The 18,355-nt window shown below is 39.3% G+C and carries 21 protein-coding genes; 5 read left to right on the top strand and 16 right to left on the bottom strand.

Annotated features, from left to right (window positions below):
• Positions 1-21: 21 nt before the first annotated feature.
• Positions 22-504 (bottom strand): hypothetical protein, encoded by a 483-nt coding sequence (locus AC1M9B_RS02020; RefSeq protein ID WP_035264529.1) that lies wholly within the window; start codon positions 502-504, stop codon positions 22-24.
• A 125-nt stretch (positions 505-629) separates the two neighbouring features.
• On the opposite strand from AC1M9B_RS02020, the gene AC1M9B_RS02015 reads away from it, so the two are divergent.
• The 5 genes from AC1M9B_RS02015 to dapC all read left to right on the top strand — a co-directional run bounded on the left by AC1M9B_RS02015 (position 630) and on the right by dapC (position 6,990).
• Complete coding sequence (locus AC1M9B_RS02015; RefSeq protein WP_180027874.1) at positions 630-1,358, top strand: AzlC family ABC transporter permease; 729 nt, start codon at positions 630-632, stop codon at positions 1,356-1,358.
• Positions 1,355-1,696 carry an L-valine transporter subunit YgaH gene (gene ygaH, locus AC1M9B_RS02010; protein WP_179998205.1) on the top strand — a complete coding sequence of 114 codons (342 nt, stop codon included), beginning with the start codon at positions 1,355-1,357 and terminating at the stop codon, positions 1,694-1,696. The genes AC1M9B_RS02015 and ygaH overlap by 4 nt, the downstream gene beginning before the upstream one ends.
• Before the next feature lie 185 nt (positions 1,697-1,881).
• Positions 1,882-3,099, top strand: coding sequence for a formate-dependent phosphoribosylglycinamide formyltransferase (purT, locus tag AC1M9B_RS02005; protein WP_481591144.1), 1,218 nt, complete (start codon positions 1,882-1,884; stop codon positions 3,097-3,099).
• A 23-nt stretch (positions 3,100-3,122) separates the two neighbouring features.
• Complete coding sequence (gene glnD / locus AC1M9B_RS02000; RefSeq protein ID WP_481591145.1) at positions 3,123-5,789, top strand: [protein-PII] uridylyltransferase; 2,667 nt, start codon at positions 3,123-3,125, stop codon at positions 5,787-5,789.
• A 31-nt stretch (positions 5,790-5,820) separates the two neighbouring features.
• Positions 5,821-6,990: a succinyldiaminopimelate transaminase gene (gene dapC / locus AC1M9B_RS01995; RefSeq protein WP_481608414.1), complete on the top strand. Its 1,170-nt coding sequence runs from the start codon at positions 5,821-5,823 to the stop codon at positions 6,988-6,990.
• A 427-nt stretch (positions 6,991-7,417) separates the two neighbouring features.
• Here the strand turns inward: dapC and AC1M9B_RS01990 are convergent, their stop codons facing one another.
• From AC1M9B_RS01990 to AC1M9B_RS01920, 15 genes are all read right to left on the bottom strand, one after another.
• Positions 7,418-7,630: a hypothetical protein gene (locus tag AC1M9B_RS01990; protein WP_481591147.1), complete on the bottom strand. Its 213-nt coding sequence runs from the start codon at positions 7,628-7,630 to the stop codon at positions 7,418-7,420.
• Between the two features lie 335 nt (positions 7,631-7,965).
• The gene (pyrF, locus tag AC1M9B_RS01985; protein WP_481591148.1) at positions 7,966-8,664 is read right to left on the bottom strand and encodes an orotidine-5'-phosphate decarboxylase; all 699 of its coding nucleotides are present in this window, start codon (positions 8,662-8,664) and stop codon (positions 7,966-7,968) included.
• A 139-nt stretch (positions 8,665-8,803) separates the two neighbouring features.
• Positions 8,804-9,169: a lipopolysaccharide assembly protein LapA domain-containing protein gene (locus AC1M9B_RS01980; RefSeq protein WP_035264552.1), complete on the bottom strand. Its 366-nt coding sequence runs from the start codon at positions 9,167-9,169 to the stop codon at positions 8,804-8,806.
• Between the two features lie 20 nt (positions 9,170-9,189).
• Entirely contained in the window at positions 9,190-9,495 is a 306-nt protein-coding gene (locus AC1M9B_RS01975) for an integration host factor subunit beta (protein WP_035264555.1), read from the bottom strand.
• Between the two features lie 162 nt (positions 9,496-9,657).
• Positions 9,658-11,334 carry a 30S ribosomal protein S1 gene (gene rpsA / locus AC1M9B_RS01970; protein WP_035264556.1) on the bottom strand — a complete coding sequence of 559 codons (1,677 nt, stop codon included), beginning with the start codon at positions 11,332-11,334 and terminating at the stop codon, positions 9,658-9,660.
• Positions 11,335-11,450: 116 nt separating this feature from the next.
• Positions 11,451-12,131: a (d)CMP kinase gene (cmk, locus tag AC1M9B_RS01965; RefSeq protein WP_035264559.1), complete on the bottom strand. Its 681-nt coding sequence runs from the start codon at positions 12,129-12,131 to the stop codon at positions 11,451-11,453.
• Positions 12,132-12,149: 18 nt separating this feature from the next.
• Entirely contained in the window at positions 12,150-12,581 is a 432-nt protein-coding gene (locus tag AC1M9B_RS01960; protein ID WP_180027685.1) for an SRPBCC family protein, read from the bottom strand.
• Positions 12,582-12,656: 75 nt separating this feature from the next.
• Positions 12,657-13,181: a tRNA adenosine(34) deaminase TadA gene (gene tadA, locus AC1M9B_RS01955; RefSeq protein WP_481596932.1), complete on the bottom strand. Its 525-nt coding sequence runs from the start codon at positions 13,179-13,181 to the stop codon at positions 12,657-12,659.
• A gap of 2 nt (positions 13,182-13,183) precedes the next feature.
• On the bottom strand, positions 13,184-14,305 hold the full coding sequence (locus tag AC1M9B_RS01950; RefSeq protein WP_179998211.1) for an enoyl-CoA hydratase/isomerase family protein: 1,122 nt from the start codon (positions 14,303-14,305) through the stop codon (positions 13,184-13,186).
• A complete protein-coding gene (ung, locus tag AC1M9B_RS01945) occupies positions 14,302-15,015 on the bottom strand; it encodes a uracil-DNA glycosylase (protein ID WP_481589861.1) in 714 nt (237 codons plus the stop codon). Before ung ends, AC1M9B_RS01950 begins: the two co-directional genes overlap by 4 nt.
• A 28-nt stretch (positions 15,016-15,043) precedes the next feature.
• A complete protein-coding gene (locus AC1M9B_RS01940) occupies positions 15,044-15,640 on the bottom strand; it encodes a 6-pyruvoyl trahydropterin synthase family protein (protein ID WP_481588348.1) in 597 nt (198 codons plus the stop codon).
• A gap of 162 nt (positions 15,641-15,802) precedes the next feature.
• A complete protein-coding gene (gspK, locus tag AC1M9B_RS01935; protein ID WP_481608413.1) occupies positions 15,803-16,759 on the bottom strand; it encodes a type II secretion system minor pseudopilin GspK in 957 nt (318 codons plus the stop codon).
• A 15-nt stretch (positions 16,760-16,774) separates the two neighbouring features.
• On the bottom strand, positions 16,775-17,419 hold the full coding sequence (gspJ, locus tag AC1M9B_RS01930; protein ID WP_481608412.1) for a type II secretion system minor pseudopilin GspJ: 645 nt from the start codon (positions 17,417-17,419) through the stop codon (positions 16,775-16,777).
• On the bottom strand, positions 17,416-17,808 hold the full coding sequence (gene gspI / locus AC1M9B_RS01925) for a type II secretion system minor pseudopilin GspI (RefSeq protein ID WP_481588351.1): 393 nt from the start codon (positions 17,806-17,808) through the stop codon (positions 17,416-17,418). Before gspI ends, gspJ begins: the two co-directional genes overlap by 4 nt.
• Positions 17,795-18,355 carry a pilus assembly FimT family protein gene (locus tag AC1M9B_RS01920; protein ID WP_481595444.1) on the bottom strand — a complete coding sequence of 187 codons (561 nt, stop codon included), beginning with the start codon at positions 18,353-18,355 and terminating at the stop codon, positions 17,795-17,797. Before AC1M9B_RS01920 ends, gspI begins: the two co-directional genes overlap by 14 nt.

Raw genomic sequence — 18,355 nt, 5'->3', positions numbered from 1 at the left:
TATTGGGGTCGCTAGGGTCACTTAAAATAATTTTGTATACGCCTTAGTGTTTCCTAATTCTGGTTGCTCAATTGCAGTTTTGCACTGCGCTTTATCGCGTTCATAATTGGCTTGACGCTGTGCGAGCTGGCCCTCATTTTCCACGATTGCACGTGCCCAAGCATCTATGGTTGTTAGCGCTTTACGACAAAGCGCATATTTCCCTTCAGTCACTGAGTCGGTCATTTTGACATTAATACGCCAATCCAATACCAATTGACGCACAGGCTCGCGTACTTGTGATGGTATAAGCGCTTTATTGGCTTGATACAGAATAGGATCAACCTGATTAATCAATTGCCAAGCATGATTTGCATATTCAGTTGCGTCATTAGTCAGCTTCGGTGCTTCTTTAATTTCAACCTTTTCATCGGCAGTTTCTGCCTGACCACCACAACCGGATAAAGTGAAGATGAGGAATGTAGTCAATGCAGCTAATTTAAAGGGAGATTGAATCGCAAACATGACATCGCTCTAATAAACTATTCGGCACTATGCTAGTAAATTCGGGTAGAATACTCAATCTCGTTTTATACCTTTTGTTCCAATCTCCAATTAGGTTTATCGTGACCCAATCAAGCTCCCCACACATGACACCGGCAGGTTTTTGGCAAGGTGCCAAAGACAGCCAAGCCATCATTTTCACCTATTTGCCTGTTTCATTCGCGTTTGGTGTATCGGCAACTCAATTTGGATTTACGGCGTGGGAAGCATTATTTTTATCCTGTTCGATGTATGCAGGTGCCAGTCAATTTTTGGTGGTTGCCTTACTCGGCAGTGGCACTTCTATCTGGATGACAGCCTTAACTGTAATAGCACTTGATATTCGACATTTGTTATATGGCCCTGCTTTACAAAACTTAATTCAAGATAAACTCAATCTGAAAAAAACAGCAATTTGGTCATGGGGCTTGACCGACGAAGTCTTTGCATCAGGCATGATTAAACTTTCGCAACGCCGTCAAGAATGGTCTGAATCTTGGATGTTAGGTCTGAGTCTGTTTAGCTGGTTGTCTTGGGCACTTGGATCTTTTCTCGGGGGCTTATTTGCAGATCAAGTCAGTCATCTCCCCCAATTTTTGCAAGCAGCGCTCGACTTTCTATTACCTGCACTTTTCTTGAGCTTTTTATTGGCTGCATTTGAGAAAAAACATACCTTTGTCGTGACCATCACCATTATTGTTTCTGCTATTTCGTGTTACTTTATCGATTTATCTGCAGCGATATTCATTGGCATAAGCTCTGGTATTTTGGCTGGTTTGTTTAAACATTATGTACTGAAGCAACATGATCCTTTGCACACAGGTGAACAATCATGAATCTAGAAATTATTTGTGTCGGTATTCTGGTCGGCATCGCGAATTTCGCCTCACGCTTTGGTCCTTTTTTTGTGATTCAGAAACTACAACAAGGTCGCCAGAAACGCGGTGCTCTTTGGCTTAAAATCGCCCTTGGATCTATCGGTATTGCAGCAATCAGTTCAATGCTCGTGGTCGCGACTTTACCGCCGCTCTTAGAAACACCCAATAAGAGCGTTGCCATGTTAATTGGTTTTATTGTGCTCTCGGGTTTGTATTTCAAATTTAAACAGATTGTACCTGCAACACTCACAGCGGCACTCACATACGGTTTGGTGTATACCTATTTCCCACTTTAAAACATTTCTCGCGTATTATTCATTCAGATTCTAAATTTATAAGCCTGATCCTCGGATAAGGCTTATAAATTTTTATCAATAAAAAAATTAAACGATATCAAAATAATTTCTTGCTTTTTCTTGTATTCATCGCGCTCAAGAGGTTTTAGTTCTGATATGCTAAAAGTCCATAATATCAAGCACGGATGAATCAAATGCTTATTACACTCGGTACTCCACTTCAATCTTCGGCGTTTAAAGTTCTATTATTGGGTTCAGGTGAGTTGGGTAAAGAGGTGGTAATATCATTACAACGATTAGGTGTAGAAGTACATGCAGCAGATCGCTATGACAATGCACCTGCCATGCAAGTTGCTCATCATTCCTACACTTTGAATATGGCGGACCCAAAAGAATTAAAAAAACTGATTGAACAAGTTCAACCTCATTTAATTGTTCCTGAGATTGAAGCCATTGCCACTGAAGTCTTAGTGGAAATCGAAGATGCTAAAACTGCCGTAGTTATTCCCTCTGCGAAAGCCGTGAATCTCACCATGAATCGTGAAGGAATTCGTCGCCTCGCAGCTGAGGAACTAGGGCTACCAACCTCGGCTTATCGTTTTGCCAATAGTTTGGAATCATTCCGTGCAGCATGTGATGATATTGGCTATCCAAATTTTGTAAAACCTGTGATGTCATCATCAGGTAAAGGACAATCACGCGTAAAATCTTTTGATGAAGTCGACGCTGCTTGGGAATATGCTCAAACAGGTGGTCGTGTCAATCAAGGTACTGTCATCGTAGAATCGCAAATTGATTTTGATTTCGAAATTACATTACTCACAGTACGGGCAAAAAATCCTGAAACAGGAGAAATCGAAACGCACTTCTGCGATCCTATTGGACACCGTCAAGATGCAGGTGACTATGTAGAAAGCTGGCAACCTCAACCTATGAGCACAGCTGCCCTTGATGAAGCAAAACGTATTGCCAATAAAGTCACAGTAGCGCTCGGCGGTTGCGGTATTTTTGGTGTGGAATTATTCGTTAAAGGTGATCAAGTTTGGTTCAGTGAAGTTTCTCCTCGTCCACATGACACTGGATTAGTCACACTTGCATCTCAATATCAAAGTGAATTTGAACTTCATGCCCGTGCGATTTTAGGTCTTCCAGTGAACACGCAACGTCACAGTGTTGCTGCAAGCGCTGTGATCTATGCAGGTGTTGATGATACGAATTTGTCATTTTCTGGCGTAAATCTTGCTATGCAAAATCCTAATGTCGATTTACGTCTTTTTGGTAAACCTGAAGGTTTTAAACGTCGCCGTATGGGGGTCGCAACTGCACGTGCTGAAACAACTGACATTGCACGCGAATTAGCGACTGAAGCAGCTTCAAAAGTAATTGTAAATCAAAACAAATAATTCATTAGGTAGGCCATCATTTCATGATCAATACGTCTCCATTAGCAAACTATGTTTCGAGTAATCACGACATCAAGGCAATTAATCAATGGCGCTCAGATGTTGAAAATCAATTACAACATGAGTTTGAAAATGGTAAGGCGATACGTGAAATCATCCTCACTCGATCTAACCTGATTGATGAGGCACTTAAATTCCTTTGGCAACATGCTGAGTTAGATCAAACCGATCTGGGCTTGTTCGCTGTAGGAGGTTATGGTCGTCGTGAAATGATGCCCTACTCTGATGTCGACATTCTGATCCTTTCAGAAGATGATCTTACACAAGAACAAGAAAATGCCATTACCATTTTTATTTCCTCTCTATGGGATGTTGGAAATTTTAAACCTGGCGTAAGTGTAAGAACCATTCAACAGTGCTTTGAACAGGCCATGAATGACTTAACGGTAGCAACATCTCTCATTGAGTCTCGTTTAATTATTGGCAATGAACACTTAGCGAAATGGCCTCGTCGTGTTGTTTCACAAACTTGGACGGATAAAACCTTCTTTGATGCCAAGATGGAAGAACAAGCCAAACGCTACGCTCAGCACAACAACACTGAAAGTAATTTAGAACCTGATATCAAAAATGCACCGGGCGGCATTCGAGACATTAACCAAATTGGTTGGATTGCAAAACGGCATTTCCGAGTAAATCGTATATACGATCTTGTACATTTAGGTTTCATTTCTGAGTTTGAACTTGGGGTGCTCGAAGATGCTGAGAATTTTCTCTGGGAAATTCGTCATCATTTACACCGCTTAACTAAGCGTGATGAAAACCGACTATTGTTTGATTACCAACGCGATATCGCAGCAAAATTTGGTTACCACAAAGTCGAAGGTGAACATATCAATTATCCAATTGAACAGTTCATGAAACGCTACTATCGAGCAGCTCAGCAGGTTTCAACCCTGAATGAAATGCTACTCGCCTATTTTAATGAATCAGTCATCACTCCTCGCTTACCCAACTATGAGCGTAAAATTGAAGAAGTGAATGAAAACTTCAAATTGGTGGATGGTAAACTCGCAGTTCAACACCATAAAATTTTTGCAGAGAAGCCTACAGCCATCCTTGAGATTTTCTATATCCTAGCAAATCGCCCTGATATTGATGGTATTCGAGCTCGTACACTTCGATTGCTTACTTTAGCTGCAAAACGCATTGATCAAGCGTATAGAGACAATCCAGTTAATCAAGCCTTGTTTATGGCGATCATCCGATCACCAAATAACTTATATGAAACATTGCTTGCGATGAAACGTTATGGTGTACTCGGCAACTATATTCCTGCATTTGGACAAATCATGGGCCTTATGCAATACGATTTATTCCATATCTATACTGTAGATGCACATACGCTCCTACTCTTACGAAATTTAAATCGTTTTAAAGCGCCAGAATTTGCTAAAGATTTTCCTGTCGTAAGTTCGGTATTCCAGCGTCTGGTGCGCCGAGACATCGTATTCCTCGCTGCTTTGTTCCATGATATCGCCAAAGGCCGTGGTGGAGACCATAGTGAATTGGGCGCGGTTGATGCCATTGAGTTCTGTAGCAAGCACGGTTTTACTGAGCGTGAGTGTAATCTTGTTGCGTGGTTGATCCAAAATCATCTATTGATGTCGATGACTGCGCAGAAAAAAGATATTTCTGATCCAGATGTTGTAAAAGATTTTGCCGAGAAGCTAGGTGATATGGAACACTTAGACTATCTGTATACGCTTACAGTGGCTGACATTAACGCAACCAATCCTAAGCTTTGGAACACATGGCGAGCATCGCTCATGCGTCAGTTATATACCAATGCTCGTGACGTTATTCGTAGTGGTTTGGGACGTCCTGTCGATTACCAAATGCTGATCGAAGATACCAAATTTGCAGCAAGTGAATTACTTGTCAATGATTATGCTTTAGAAGCTGTTGAAAAAGTTTGGCAAGAACTTGGTGACGAATACTTCCTCAAAGAAACTGCAGATGAAGTCGCATGGCATACACGTGCAATCCTAGATCATGGTGATAATTCAGCACCATTGGTGATGATGCGCGCGCACCGTAAATCAGCGCAAGATGCTGTGCAGATTTTTATTTACACTCAAGATCAACCTAATCTTTTTGCCACCACTGTTGCAGTTCTAGATCGTATGAATCTAGATGTACAAGATGCACGCATTATTACAGCAACTAAATCCTTCAGCTTAGACACCTACGTGGTGCTTGATCGTTTTGGCACATTAGTGACAGATCCAGAACGTGAAAATACGGTAAAAGAATCATTGGTGCACGCATTAACAGATTCACAAAATTATCCAGGTTTAATGCAACGCCGTATACCACGCCAACTTCGTCATTTTGATATCGAAAACACAATTGATATTACGTTGAACGAGGCGCTGCAGCAAAATATGGTCGAGATCTCTACCCTCGATCAGCCTGGATTACTTGCCCGTATCGGTGGCTTATTTATGATGCAAGGTCTCGATATCCATTCCGCGAAAATCGCCACCTTGGGTGAGCGCGCAGAAGATATTTTCTTTGTAACCAAAAAGAATGGCGAACCTATGAATTTAACTGAAGCTCAGGCTTTTGCTGAACAATTAAAAGCAGCATTAGATGAGGCTTCAAATCAGGTCTGTAATCATCATTAAAATTTAGATTTAACCCGACGGTAACTGTTTCATGAACTCTAGTTTAAACCTATTACATCCTTATCCATTTGAAAAGTTGAATAAACTTTTTCAGTTTGTAAAACCTGCAAATCTTCCGTTAATTCCATTGTCAATAGGTGAGCCAAAACATCCTGCACCTGAATTCGTAAAACAAGCTATTGTCGATAACTTCAATCATCTTTCGACATACCCAAACAGTAAAGGCTTACCAGAATTACGTGAAAGTATTGCGCAATGGCTCACACGCCGTTTCAAATTAAATGCTATTAGCGCAGAAGATCATATTTTACCTGTGACTGGCACACGTGAAGGAATTTTCTCATTCGTACAAGCGCTGATCAATCGTGATGAAGCGCCTTATGTAGTTATGCCGAATCCCTTTTATCAAATTTACGAAGGTGCAGCTTTACTCGCTGGCGCTCAACCCTATTTCATCAACTGTACTGAAGAAAATGGTTACCTTGGCGACTTCGATGCTGTCCCTGCGGAAGTATGGGAGAAGACAGCTTTGCTCTTTGTCTGCACCCCCGGAAATCCGACAGGTGCTGTGCTTTCAAAAGAAAAGTTCAAAAAATTAATTGCGCTCTCTGATCAATACAATTTTGTCATCGCATCTGATGAATGTTATTCAGAACTATGGTTTGATGAAGCACCAGTTGGCTTATTAGAAGTTTGTGCAGAATTAGGTCGTGATGACTATAAAAACTGTATCGTATTCCACTCTCTGTCTAAACGTTCTAATTTACCAGGTATGCGATCTGGCTTCGTTGCAGGTGATGCTAGTCTATTAAAACCTTATTTAAAATTCCGCACTTACCACGGTGCTGCAATGCCAGTACAACATCAATTGGCATCGATTGCTGCATGGAATGATGAGGCACATGTTGAAGAAAACCGTAAACAATACCGTGCTAAATTTGATTTATTCCAACAAGAATTAGGTCATTTGCTACCACTGAAAAAGCCTGATGCGGGTTTCTATTATTGGTTAAAGGTCGATAATGATGAAACTTTTGCCAAAATGCTGATGGAAAAAGCACATATCAAAGTCTTACCGGGTCGTTATTTATCTCGTGATACTGAACAAGGAAACCCAGGTGAAAGCCATGTTCGTCTTGCTCTCGTAGCAGATTTAGACCAATGTAAAGAAGTTGTTAAACGCTTAAAATCAATTCTCTAATCGTGCATGATCTTTAATTTTAAGCCCTCTTTTTAGAGGGCTTATTTTTTTTATTGATGATTCTAGGCATAGTTTGAGCGGAAATTGATATTTTCTAACAAACCTCTCTCTAACTCTCTCCCAAAGGGAGAGAGAACTAAAAAGAATGGATTGCCCATGATAAAGTTTGGATCACTCTCAAGTGTGAGTTGTATTATGCCTATGGGATTTAATAAATTAGTACTTTATGCATGATGGTAACCTTTTAATTTACTAGTTATTTTACTTTTTATAGAACCATTTTTATACAAGGCATATATGAGTAAGTGTTCAATGAGTAAATATACATCATTCGGATGTGGTGTATCTTTAATGTCATAATTCTTCTCTACCTTAATAAAGTTTATATATCTTATACATGGAGAACCATAATTTGAGCTTAAGTTACTTATAAATCCTTAGAACATGCTTTTCCGAGAAAATTTGAATGTTTAGATGCTTTATTTTTATATAAAATATATTCTTCTAATAGTTCCTTCCTTCTTTTTGCTGTAGTGCTTTTAGTTTCAATTTCGTTCTGTATTAATTCAAGTTTATTTAAATTATAAATATATTCTTTTGCTTCATTTGCAATAACCTCACTGCCTTTTGATTTCTCCATTCATTTGAAATACACCATGCAGTAGTAGATGCTATTCCAGCTCCTATTAAAGTAGTAATTGCTCCCCAATCCCAGTTACAAACTTGCATATTTTTTTCCTTTCGTACCTTTTATGCAGCAACAACACCATGCTAAACAGCTTTTCCAATTTCTTTATTTGTTAAACCTTTTATCCAACTCTTTGATTTTATCATGTTATTAAGTTTTAACTGTCTTAGCACAAGGCTTCTTCTCGCTTCTTTATAAACCTTGTTTATTACAATCTTAATCCTAGTTAAAAAAAAGCCATGAACATTCATGGCTTTTTAAAATAGTTCAAGACTGTAATTTGAAAATTACAAAGTCGCTAGAATATCTCTTAAAGTCCGATTTGGATTTTCTGATTTAGTAATCGGGCGACCAATCACCAAATGTGTAGAACCATCTAACATAGCTTGCTTAGGTGTAACAATACGTTTTTGATCATCCGCTGCAGAACCTTCTGGACGAATTCCCGGAGTGACGAGAGCAAAGTTCTGACCTAGAGTTTCACGTAACATTTTTGCTTCTTGCGCAGAACATACAACACCGTCCAAGCCACTTTCTTGAGTCAAAGTCGCTAGACGTTTCACATGTTCAAAAGGCTCGATATCCAAACCAAGATCACGTAGATCTTCTCGCCCCATTGAAGTTAATACAGTGACTGCAATCAACTGTGTTTGATAGTTACCTGCTTTTAATCTTTCTACACAAGTTTCCATCATTTTTCGTCCACCAGATGCGTGAACATTGACCATCCATACCCCTTGATCTGCAGCAGCGCAAACGGCTTGTGCTGTCGTATTTGGAATATCATGAAATTTTAAATCTAAAAATACTTCAAAACCTTGATCATGCAATGCTTTTACAACGGTCGGACCTTCATGTGTAAAAAGTTCTTTACCCACCTTTACACGACAAAGTTTAGGATCCAAATTTTCAGCAATTTTCAATGCGTCGTATTGGCTTTTTGCATCTAAAGCAACAATGATACTCAAGGTTGTTCTTCCGTCCATCTAAAGTTGCGTCATTATAAAGATGTTCAACTTAAGCTGCAAAATTAACTTTCAAAAACTCAGCTTAAAATTCAACAGTTTATTTTCAATAAAAAAAACCTCTAAAATAAATTTTAGAGGTTTTTTAAATATTTATAAATTACAGCGGATTTGAGTTACGCGGATCTGAATGCACATCTAGTACTGTCTTTTCATGACGTACATTTGCAGCAGCTTCAGCAGCAGCTAACTGAGCATTTTGGATTTGTTCTTTACGAAGATATTCAATATCTTTGCGAAGACGCTTAATTTCCCAACTATTTTGGAATACACGGAAAACTTGAACTCCGAGTAATAATCCAACGATGATCCCAAGTGCCAAAGTCAACAAAAGCAATAAACCTAATCTCATTGCCGGTACTTGAGTGAATAGAAGATCAACAGTCAGTTCTGTACCATTTTGCAGAACCAATGCCAATGCATATCCGAAGATTACAACTAACAGTGCAACTAATACGTAACGCATAACCACCCCTGAGTAATTTATTATTTTCCTGCTGATTCGTTTACAGCATCTCTTAGTGCTTTACCTGGTTTGAAATGAGGTACAGCTTTAGCAGCCACTTCAACTGACTTACCTGTTTTAGGATTACGCCCAACTCGCGGTTCGCGATGATGTAAAGCAAAACTTCCAAACCCACGAATTTCAATACGATTATCAGCTGATAATGACTCAATCATTTGATCGATCATAATTTTAACAGCTTCTTCGACCAATGGCTCAGCCAAATGAGGGTTTTTGATAGAAATACGTTCTATTAAGTCAGACTTATTAAGTGCTTCAGTAGTCATCTGCGACCTCTTTAATTATCAAGCTACTCTGTGCATAGCGAGATAATAACCTGTTTAAATACAAAACGGTAGCGCAGTAAGTCAATACTACGCTACCGTTTACAGTATTTGTGTAAAAAGTATTAGTTAAATTACATTAACAATACATTGAACACGAAAGACTTAGTGGTTCATTTGAGCTTTGATCAAATCACCAATTGTCTTAGGACCGTTGTCTTGACCTGCAGAAGCAGTTTTCAAGTTAGCAACAGCTTCTTTCTCTTCAGCTTCGTCTTTCGCTTTGATAGACAAGTTGATTGCGCGTGATTTGCGATCAACATTGATGATCTTAGCTTCAACTTCTTGACCAACTTCTAAGAATTTAGTTGCATCTTCAACGCGGTCACGGTTGATTTCTGAAGCTTTAAGAGAAGCTTCAACTTCGTCAGCCAACTTAATTGTTGCGCCACGAGCATCAACTGCAACTACAGTACCTTTAACAAGAGCACCACGTTCGTTAGCAGCTAAGAAATCGTTGAACGGATCGCTGTTCATTTGCTTGATACCAAGGCTGATACGGTTGCCTTCAGCGTCTACAGAAAGGATAACCGCTTCAACAGTGTCACCTTTCTTGTAACGACGAATCGCTTCTTCGCCTTGTTCATTCCAAGAAATGTCAGATAAGTGAACTAGACCATCGATACCGCCTGGTAAACCGATGAAGATACCGAAGTCAGTGATAGACTTGATTGTACCTGAAACTTTTTCACCTTTGTCGTGAGCCTTAGCAAACTCTTCCCATGGGTTAGCACGAGTTTGTTTGATACCAAGAGAAATACGACGACGCTCTTCATCAACTTCAAGAACCATAACATCAACTTCATCACCAATCTGAACAACTTTAGATGGGTGGATGTTTTTGTTTGTGTGGTCCATTTCTGAAACGTGTACTAAGCCTTCAACGCCTTCAGCGATTTCAGCGAAGCAACCGTAATCAGTTAAGTTAGTTACACGCGCTTTAACGATAGAACCTTTAGGGTAACGGTTCATGATCGCTAACCATGGATCTTCACCTAGTTGTTTAAGACCTAATGATACACGGTTACGCTCTTTGTCAAATTTAAGTACTTTAACAGTAACTTCTTGACCAACTTCAACAACTTCTGATGGATGTTTGATACGTTTCCAAGCCATGTCAGTGATGTGAAGAAGACCATCAATACCGCCAAGGTCAACGAAAGCACCGTAGTCAGTAAGGTTTTTGATTGTACCAGTAACTGTTTGACCTTCTTCAAGTTGAGAAAGAAGAGCTTCACGGTCAGCTGAAGATTCAGCTTCCATAACTGCACGACGTGATACAACAACGTTGTTACGTTTAGCGTCAAGTTTGATAACTTTGAATTCTAACTCTTTACCTTCAAGGTGAGTCGTGTCACGGATAGGACGAGTGTCTACCAAAGAACCTGGTAAGAATGCACGTACTGGACCGATGTCAACAGTGAAACCGCCTTTAACCTTACCAGAGATAACACCAGTAACGATCTCGCCGTCTTCAAAGATTTTTTCAAGTTTAGTCCAAGTTTCAGCACGTTTAGCTTTTTCACGTGATAAAACTGTTTGACCCATACCGTTGTCAAGCGCTTCAACAACTACGTCAACTGTGTCACCAACGTTAACTTCAAGTTCACGTTGTTCGTTTAAGAATTCAGAGCGAGCTACTACGCCTTCAGATTTAAGGCCAGTATCTACAGTTACCCAGTCAGAATCGATGCTAACAACGATACCTTGGATGACTGCACCCTTTTCAACGTTGAGGTTTAATTCGCTTGCTTCAAAGAGGGCTGCAAAAGATTCGGTCATGATATACCTAGAAAAGTCAGCGGTCTTGGATCAGACAAGGCCGGTTTAGTTAAGTATCGACATAGTCCATATAGAACTGATCAAGCTATGCTTCCACTAATATTCATTAATTTATCTTATTGCGCATCAATATATGCGGTCATCAGGTTAAATACAGCGTCAATGTCCAGATCTGAACTATCGATAATGTAAGCCCCTTCAGCCGGCTTAAGCGGCGCAACGGTTCTTTCCATATCACGCTTATCACGTGCTTGGATATTAGATAAAATGTCGCTTATTTTAACATTTTGCCCCATGGCCTGCAACTGCTTTACACGTCGCTCAGCACGCGACTCAGCAGAAGCCGTCAAATATATTTTTGCTTGGGCTTCTGGGAAGATTGAAGTCGCCATATCACGGCCATCGGCAACAAGACCTGGTGCTTGAGCAAATGCACGTTGTCTTTCGAATAATGCCTGTCTTAATTCAGGTACAACTGCAACCTTGGATGCAAACTCACCGACTTTTTCAGTGCGAATTTCATCCGTTACATCATGCCCGTTAAGTAAAATTTTTGTTTTTAAATGATCACTAACAAATTGAATATCGAGATGAGTCGCTATTTCTACGCATTTAACCAACACATCTGGATTGTGAATTGAATCAATTAAATTCAGCTGATGTAATGACAATCCCAACAAACGATACAAAGCTCCAGAATCTAGTAAATGAAACTGGTAATGCTGTGCCAATTTTGCTGCCAAAGTTCCTTTGCCTGAACCGCTTGGTCCATCGATCGTGATAATTTGAATTGTCATTACTTTACCAACTTCGCCTTAAAGGCGTTTTGCTAATTTCTTAAAACCAAGTGTAATAGCAAGTTTGAGTTGTGCAAGAATTAATTTGCTCACAAACGGTGCTCTTGCCTGTAATTCGATCGTGTATGTGACTAAAGTTTTAGCTGTTGAAAGCTCTTTAAATTCAATAATTCCAAGATGATGTTTGATTAATGGATTCTTGATAATTTTGTATTCAATACGCTTATTTGGCTCTAGTACAGTAATTTCTTCTTGAATTGGCTTTATTGGGCCTAATCCCATTTTTCGTACTGATCCAATCCCATCAGGACGACTCGGATCAGCTGCATCTTTAATGCGTACAACCTGAATCGGTGCAAATACATCATTATAAGTCGCATGTTTTGACAAAACTTCAAATACACGATCTATAGGCTGGTTAAATTCTTGTTTAACTTGGATTGAATTCATTTTTATTCCTTTTCATTGAGTCCGCTTCATACTGACAATACATTATGTCAATTTTTCCACAATCAACAATAGCAATCATTCCTGATTATTTTCTATTTTTTGTCGTACACGCTGTTGTTTTTTTTGTTCTCGTCTGAATTTAAAAAATTCTGAAAGTTGATGAGCACACGCTGATTGCATGCAGCCCCCTTCAAATTCAAATATATGGTTGTAGTAACCTTGATTATTCAATAGCTGTCGCGCACTGACTAGAGAACCCGCTTTCGGCTCTAAAGTACCAAATACAACACGGTGAACTCGAGCATGAATTAAAGCCCCCACACACATCGTGCATGGCTCAAGGGTTACATAAAGGGTTGCATCTTCTGGTAGACGATAGTTCTGAATTTGATTACATGCTTGGCGAAGTGCGACCACTTCAGCATGAGCAGTCGGGTCATGACTCTGGATGGGTTGATTATATCCTTCACCAATTACTTTTCCTTGACTCACAATCACAGCTCCAACAGGGATTTCTCCCAATTGAGCTGCAAATGCAGCCTGCTCATAGGCACGCTGCATCCATTTTAGATCTTCGGCATCAAATTGAATTTCAGTCAAAATTAAATAATACCGTACTGTTTTAACAAGTTATTCCAGCTCTCGATATTTGTAACTGGTGGGTGCGCACCTAAAATTCCTTTTAAGGACATAGATTCTGCAGGTGTCCATTCAGGAGATAAATCTTTATCCACTAAACGTGCACGTACGCCTTCAACAAAATCAGGATGTCTAATTTTCCAATCAGAAATTTGAGTTTCAAGTTCAAATACTTCTTGCCAAGGATGAACTTGACGCCCCCATTGCCATAACAACCAGGTAATCGCAGCTGTACTTGGTGATCCTTTTGCCAGATTTTCACTCGCTTGTCTTAGCCAATCACTTCGTGCATCACTTAAACCGATAATTGCTTCGTAGTCATTTTCAAAGTTTGCACCACGACAGACACTGTGAATCACGTCTAACGAGATTTGCAGTGGCCCTGGAGAAACTGGTCGATGCAAACTATTTAAAGTGTCATCTAATGCCCTAAAATCACCAGCAGGATAATGATCCCAATCGATATTGATCAACTTTTGTAAAACAACATCGCGCTGAGCATCACAAATATGAGTCGCCCAGCCAATACCATAAGCTCCTGCCGCAGTCATGATCGATCCAGTTAAACCTGTAAATAGACCAATTGGGCCACGATCTGCCAAGAAACGACTAGCACCAACATCTGGATATAAACCAATATTTACTTCTGGCATTGCAAGACGCGAATAAGGTGTAACGAGTCTGAATGGTGCAGCCATAAATAAACCAAGCCCACCACCCATCACATAACCTTCTCCCCAAACGACAATCGGCTTAGCGTAGTCATGCAACAAAAGATCTAGCGCGTATTCTTGTTCAAAAAATTTATTTGCCGCATCAACCTCATTATTGATGACCAACTGACGGAGTTTGCGTACATCCCCACCGGCACAAAAAGCTTTAGGGGTTGTTGAATCAAACCAGATCGCTTTAACCGCATCATCATGATGAAACTTTTCAAAAACAGCCAATAAAGCCGTCACAATAGATTCATCAAGTGCATGTAAGGATTTTGGACGATTTAATCGAACCACTCTCCATCCATTCTGTGCTTCTTCAACAATTAAGTCAGGATGATATTGATTCGTCTCAGGAGATATTGTCATGCTTCCAGCTGCCATTTAATTGGCTCAATGCCATTTTGTTTAAGATAATTATTTGTTTTTGAAAAAACTTTACACCCAAAAAAACCACCTCGGTTTGCTGCCAATGGTGATGGATGTGCTGCTTTTAAGACCAAATGCTTATTTTGGTCAATTCGTTGACCTTTCTTATGCGCGTACGCACCCCAAAGAATGAAAACGATCTTTTCACGTTGCTCATTTAGAACATCTATCGCAGCATCGGTGAAATCTTCCCAACCTTTCTTTTGGTGTGAAGTCGGCTGGCCCGCTTCAACAGTCAATACACTGTTCAGCAACAAGACACCCTCTTCAGCCCATTGGGTTAAATCACCATGCTTGGCAGGTGCTATTCCAAGGTCAGTGCTGAGTTCGTGATAGATATTACGCAAAGACGGCGGTAATGCAACACCCTTTTGCACTGAAAAACTCAATCCATGTGCTTGATTTGGACCGTGATAAGGATCTTGACCGAGAATCACGACCTTTACACGATCTAAGGGTGTGGTGTTGAAGGCATTAAAAATAAGAGAATTAGGTGGGTATATCACCTTATTCGCCTGTAATTCAGATTTGAGAAAAGCTTTCAGCTGATCCATTTTATCGCTGAGCAAAAACTCTGCTAAAGCATACTTCCAACCATCCTCTAACCGAACTTGATTCAGTTGACTTAATTCTTGTTCGGTGAGTTGCATTGTGTTCATCCCTAAATCAATCACAGCTTTAAAGTTTTACTTGTAAATCTACACTTGGGTTCTTAAAAGTTAAGCCTTGTTTCAATTGTTCGTACATTTTAGGATCAGACCATTCATTTTGAATTTGTTCTGAGAATACGATTTGATCAAGCGCCAATAAGCCCATCTGTTCATTTACGATATCTTCAGCAAAACTTTGCGCATAGCCTGTGTCAGTTTCATGCACGATCACTGAATAGACTTCAACATCACCTTCACCATTTTGCGTGACAGTTGATTTCAGTACTTGTTCTGCCAAATAAAAGAAAATTCGAGAAAATTGTTCAGCAGAAGGTGAAACGGGTAATGAAACCCAACGCGCACTAAAAGTTTTACATGCTTGAATATATTCAGCTGAATCTTCTTGCCAAAAACAAATCGCATGATCAAAACTATCATAAAGTTCTTTGATCACACCTTTCAGCAAACCAAAATCATAGACCATTTGACCATGGTCTAGCTTTGAGGCTCTCAATAATAATTCGACTTTATAGCTATGACCATGAATTGAACGCTTACAGCGGTCTGATGTGCAATTTCGCACAATATGCGCGTTTTCAAACTTAAATAATTTTCGAATTAACATATGTCAGAGCAATAAAAAATCATGGGTTAAAATAATTATAGTGCATATTCACACAACTCATCATTAATTTTAACGTTTTAAGCAATTGGCAAAACGTATTAAAAACAAAAAAAATATAAAGCCATCATTCAATTTGTTTAAATTAATAGTTTAGCAATTTAATCAATTGGTTTGAAGAGGTGCCAAACTTCTTGAGAAGACATAAACCTTATCTTCATCACGCATCAGATAACTCGAAAAATATCGCTTTCGATCAGATAGCATGATTTCAATATCTGCTCGATAGAATGCAGATTTAACATCAAAATTATTTTTTGCTGTGCTTTTTGCTTCTTCACTTAACTGACTTAGAGTGTTGAGTTCCCAGAGCTGATCTACGGACTCAAAAAACTCACCATTGGCTTTTTTCTGATCCAAATCACGCTGCACATTTTGCACATCCAAACTTGGGTCTATAGCAGCAATAATCATCGCTGGTGCTGTATTAATATTAATTTTAATTTCTTTTAAAGGAATCGCTGTAACATAAGGTTTTATCAATAAAAACTTATCACCTTCAAATCCTCGCACTTGCTTCAACTCTTCAACGCTATGAAAAGGACCATTCGCTGGCAAATAAGGACGCGTTAAACTTAAATAATAATTACTCTCTGCCCCCATCGCACCAATCGTCAAATCATCTTGATCTTGCCAATCAATTACCGCTTCATTCAATTCTTCTGGCAAACCAAGCTTTGTTAATAATCCCTTAAAGTAATTCACCGCATTATCATTCGGCACGCCATCATCTTTGACCAAACTGTTTAAATTAAACTTACCCGTTTCATCAACAATTCGCCCTGCGACATAACCACCATCAATTGGAAATGGTGGCATCGGTTGAGCCCAAGTTTCTTGAAGATTATCTGATTTTGAATTGGACTTAGCATCTTGAACCAATAATTCTAAGAAAAAAGCTTCAGCACTTTTTGCATAATACAGTGCTTGGTTTTGACGAATCACATAAGCCGTATTTTCACTGGTATTGTATTGACGATGGGCAATCGTCGCAGCAATGATAGTTGCCAAAGCGACTAACATTAAAATCGTAATCAGGGCGATTCCTTTTTGCTGCTTCATGCATTTTCCTAATGATTAACTAGATGCCGGTTTTAAATAGTCAGTATTAAGCAAACTAAAAATCCACTCATATTCAGTATCTTGTTGCTTAAATCTAATTCGCATACCTTTAGGCAATAGCCGAGCAACACCATCTTGAGCATCATTACTATTAGAACTTATTGTTGATGCTTCCGGCCACGAATTCAATTCATTCGGGTTTAAAAGCGTGATTTGAAAATCATCCACATTTTCTAGGATCGTACTGGATAAAGGTTGAGTTGTTTGAAGAACATTCAGATTGGGATACTTTAAACGATAAACTTTTCGATCTTGCGCATTATAACGATATTCTATTCTCTCAAATGGAGACAAACCCTGTTTCAGCGGGTCTGTGACCCCTGCCTTACTAAATTGTACAGACTGATCATCCAGTAAAAATGCAGGTTGGATTTGTCCTGCGATATTTGCAGTCAGCGGTACAATTTGCAAAGCATCTCTTTGCATTTGTAAATAACTATCTTGCAAACTGAGAAGTTGCTGTTCATGCACCGCATTGCGATCTTTGACTTTATTTAAATAATCAAAAATTTTCCATCCTAAAGCAGACAATACTGCAAAGATGGCTATGGCAACCAAAAGCTCTACCAAGGTAAAACCTTGTTGTTTACTCTTGATCATGAGTTGGATTGCTCTCTGATAGGATAGTTATAAAACACCATGGTGGTGACACCTGATTCAACTTTACCTAAATCATTGTTATATAGACTCACTTGCACTTCTATTTTCTGAACATCTGGGCTAATAGTCGCTTCTGATTTTTTATCAATTTGCCAACTTAACCCTTGAGAGGTAATTTGCTTCGATTGAGTTCCCTCTAACCATTCACCACTAATTTGCATTGCAGCGACTTCATTTTGTGCGACGAATTGTGCTTTTGTTCGTAAAATTGCATTCGCAGTCGCCTGTGTGTACTGCATAGCTACCTTCGTCAATGACATTGCTGCTACAGCGAAAATAGCCAAAGCCACCACAACCTCAATCAAGGTAAATCCTTTAAGCGCCCGCATCGATTTTACCCAAGTAATCTATTTGAATAAGATCACCAATTGCTTTTTGTTCATAATACATTTGAATTGTGACAGGTTTAACCTCGCCATTGCCCAACCAAATTAATTTCGGTGCATTATTATTCATCAAGTCTGCATTAGTTGCATTTTCAAAACTATAGTCGCTACTTTCGATCTGAAATGAAACCTTTGCAGGTAGCTCTCTCGCAGAAAACTCTGGCATTTCAACCCAAGTGGAAGGTTGACGATTATTATTCGATACAAGCGTCTGCTCTGGACGAGTTAAATCATTATATTTTTGAAATGTATAGCGAAACTGATCACCATTCCATTGTGGCACCAATGCAACCACTAACGATTGATCAACAGCCTCTCGATGAATACGTTTTAAATCTAATATTAAAGCCTCTCTAGCTTGCATTGCTTTACGTTGATCAATCCCACCAATATTCATCACCACCAATGCCGCCATGATGCTGATGATCACAATGACCACCATCAATTCGATTAAAGTAAATCCGCCTTGACGGTGATCTAGAGATTGCAT

This window comes from Acinetobacter sp. ANC_7513, from assembly GCF_056779915.1.
This window is presented reverse-complemented; position numbering and strand designations above follow the sequence as displayed.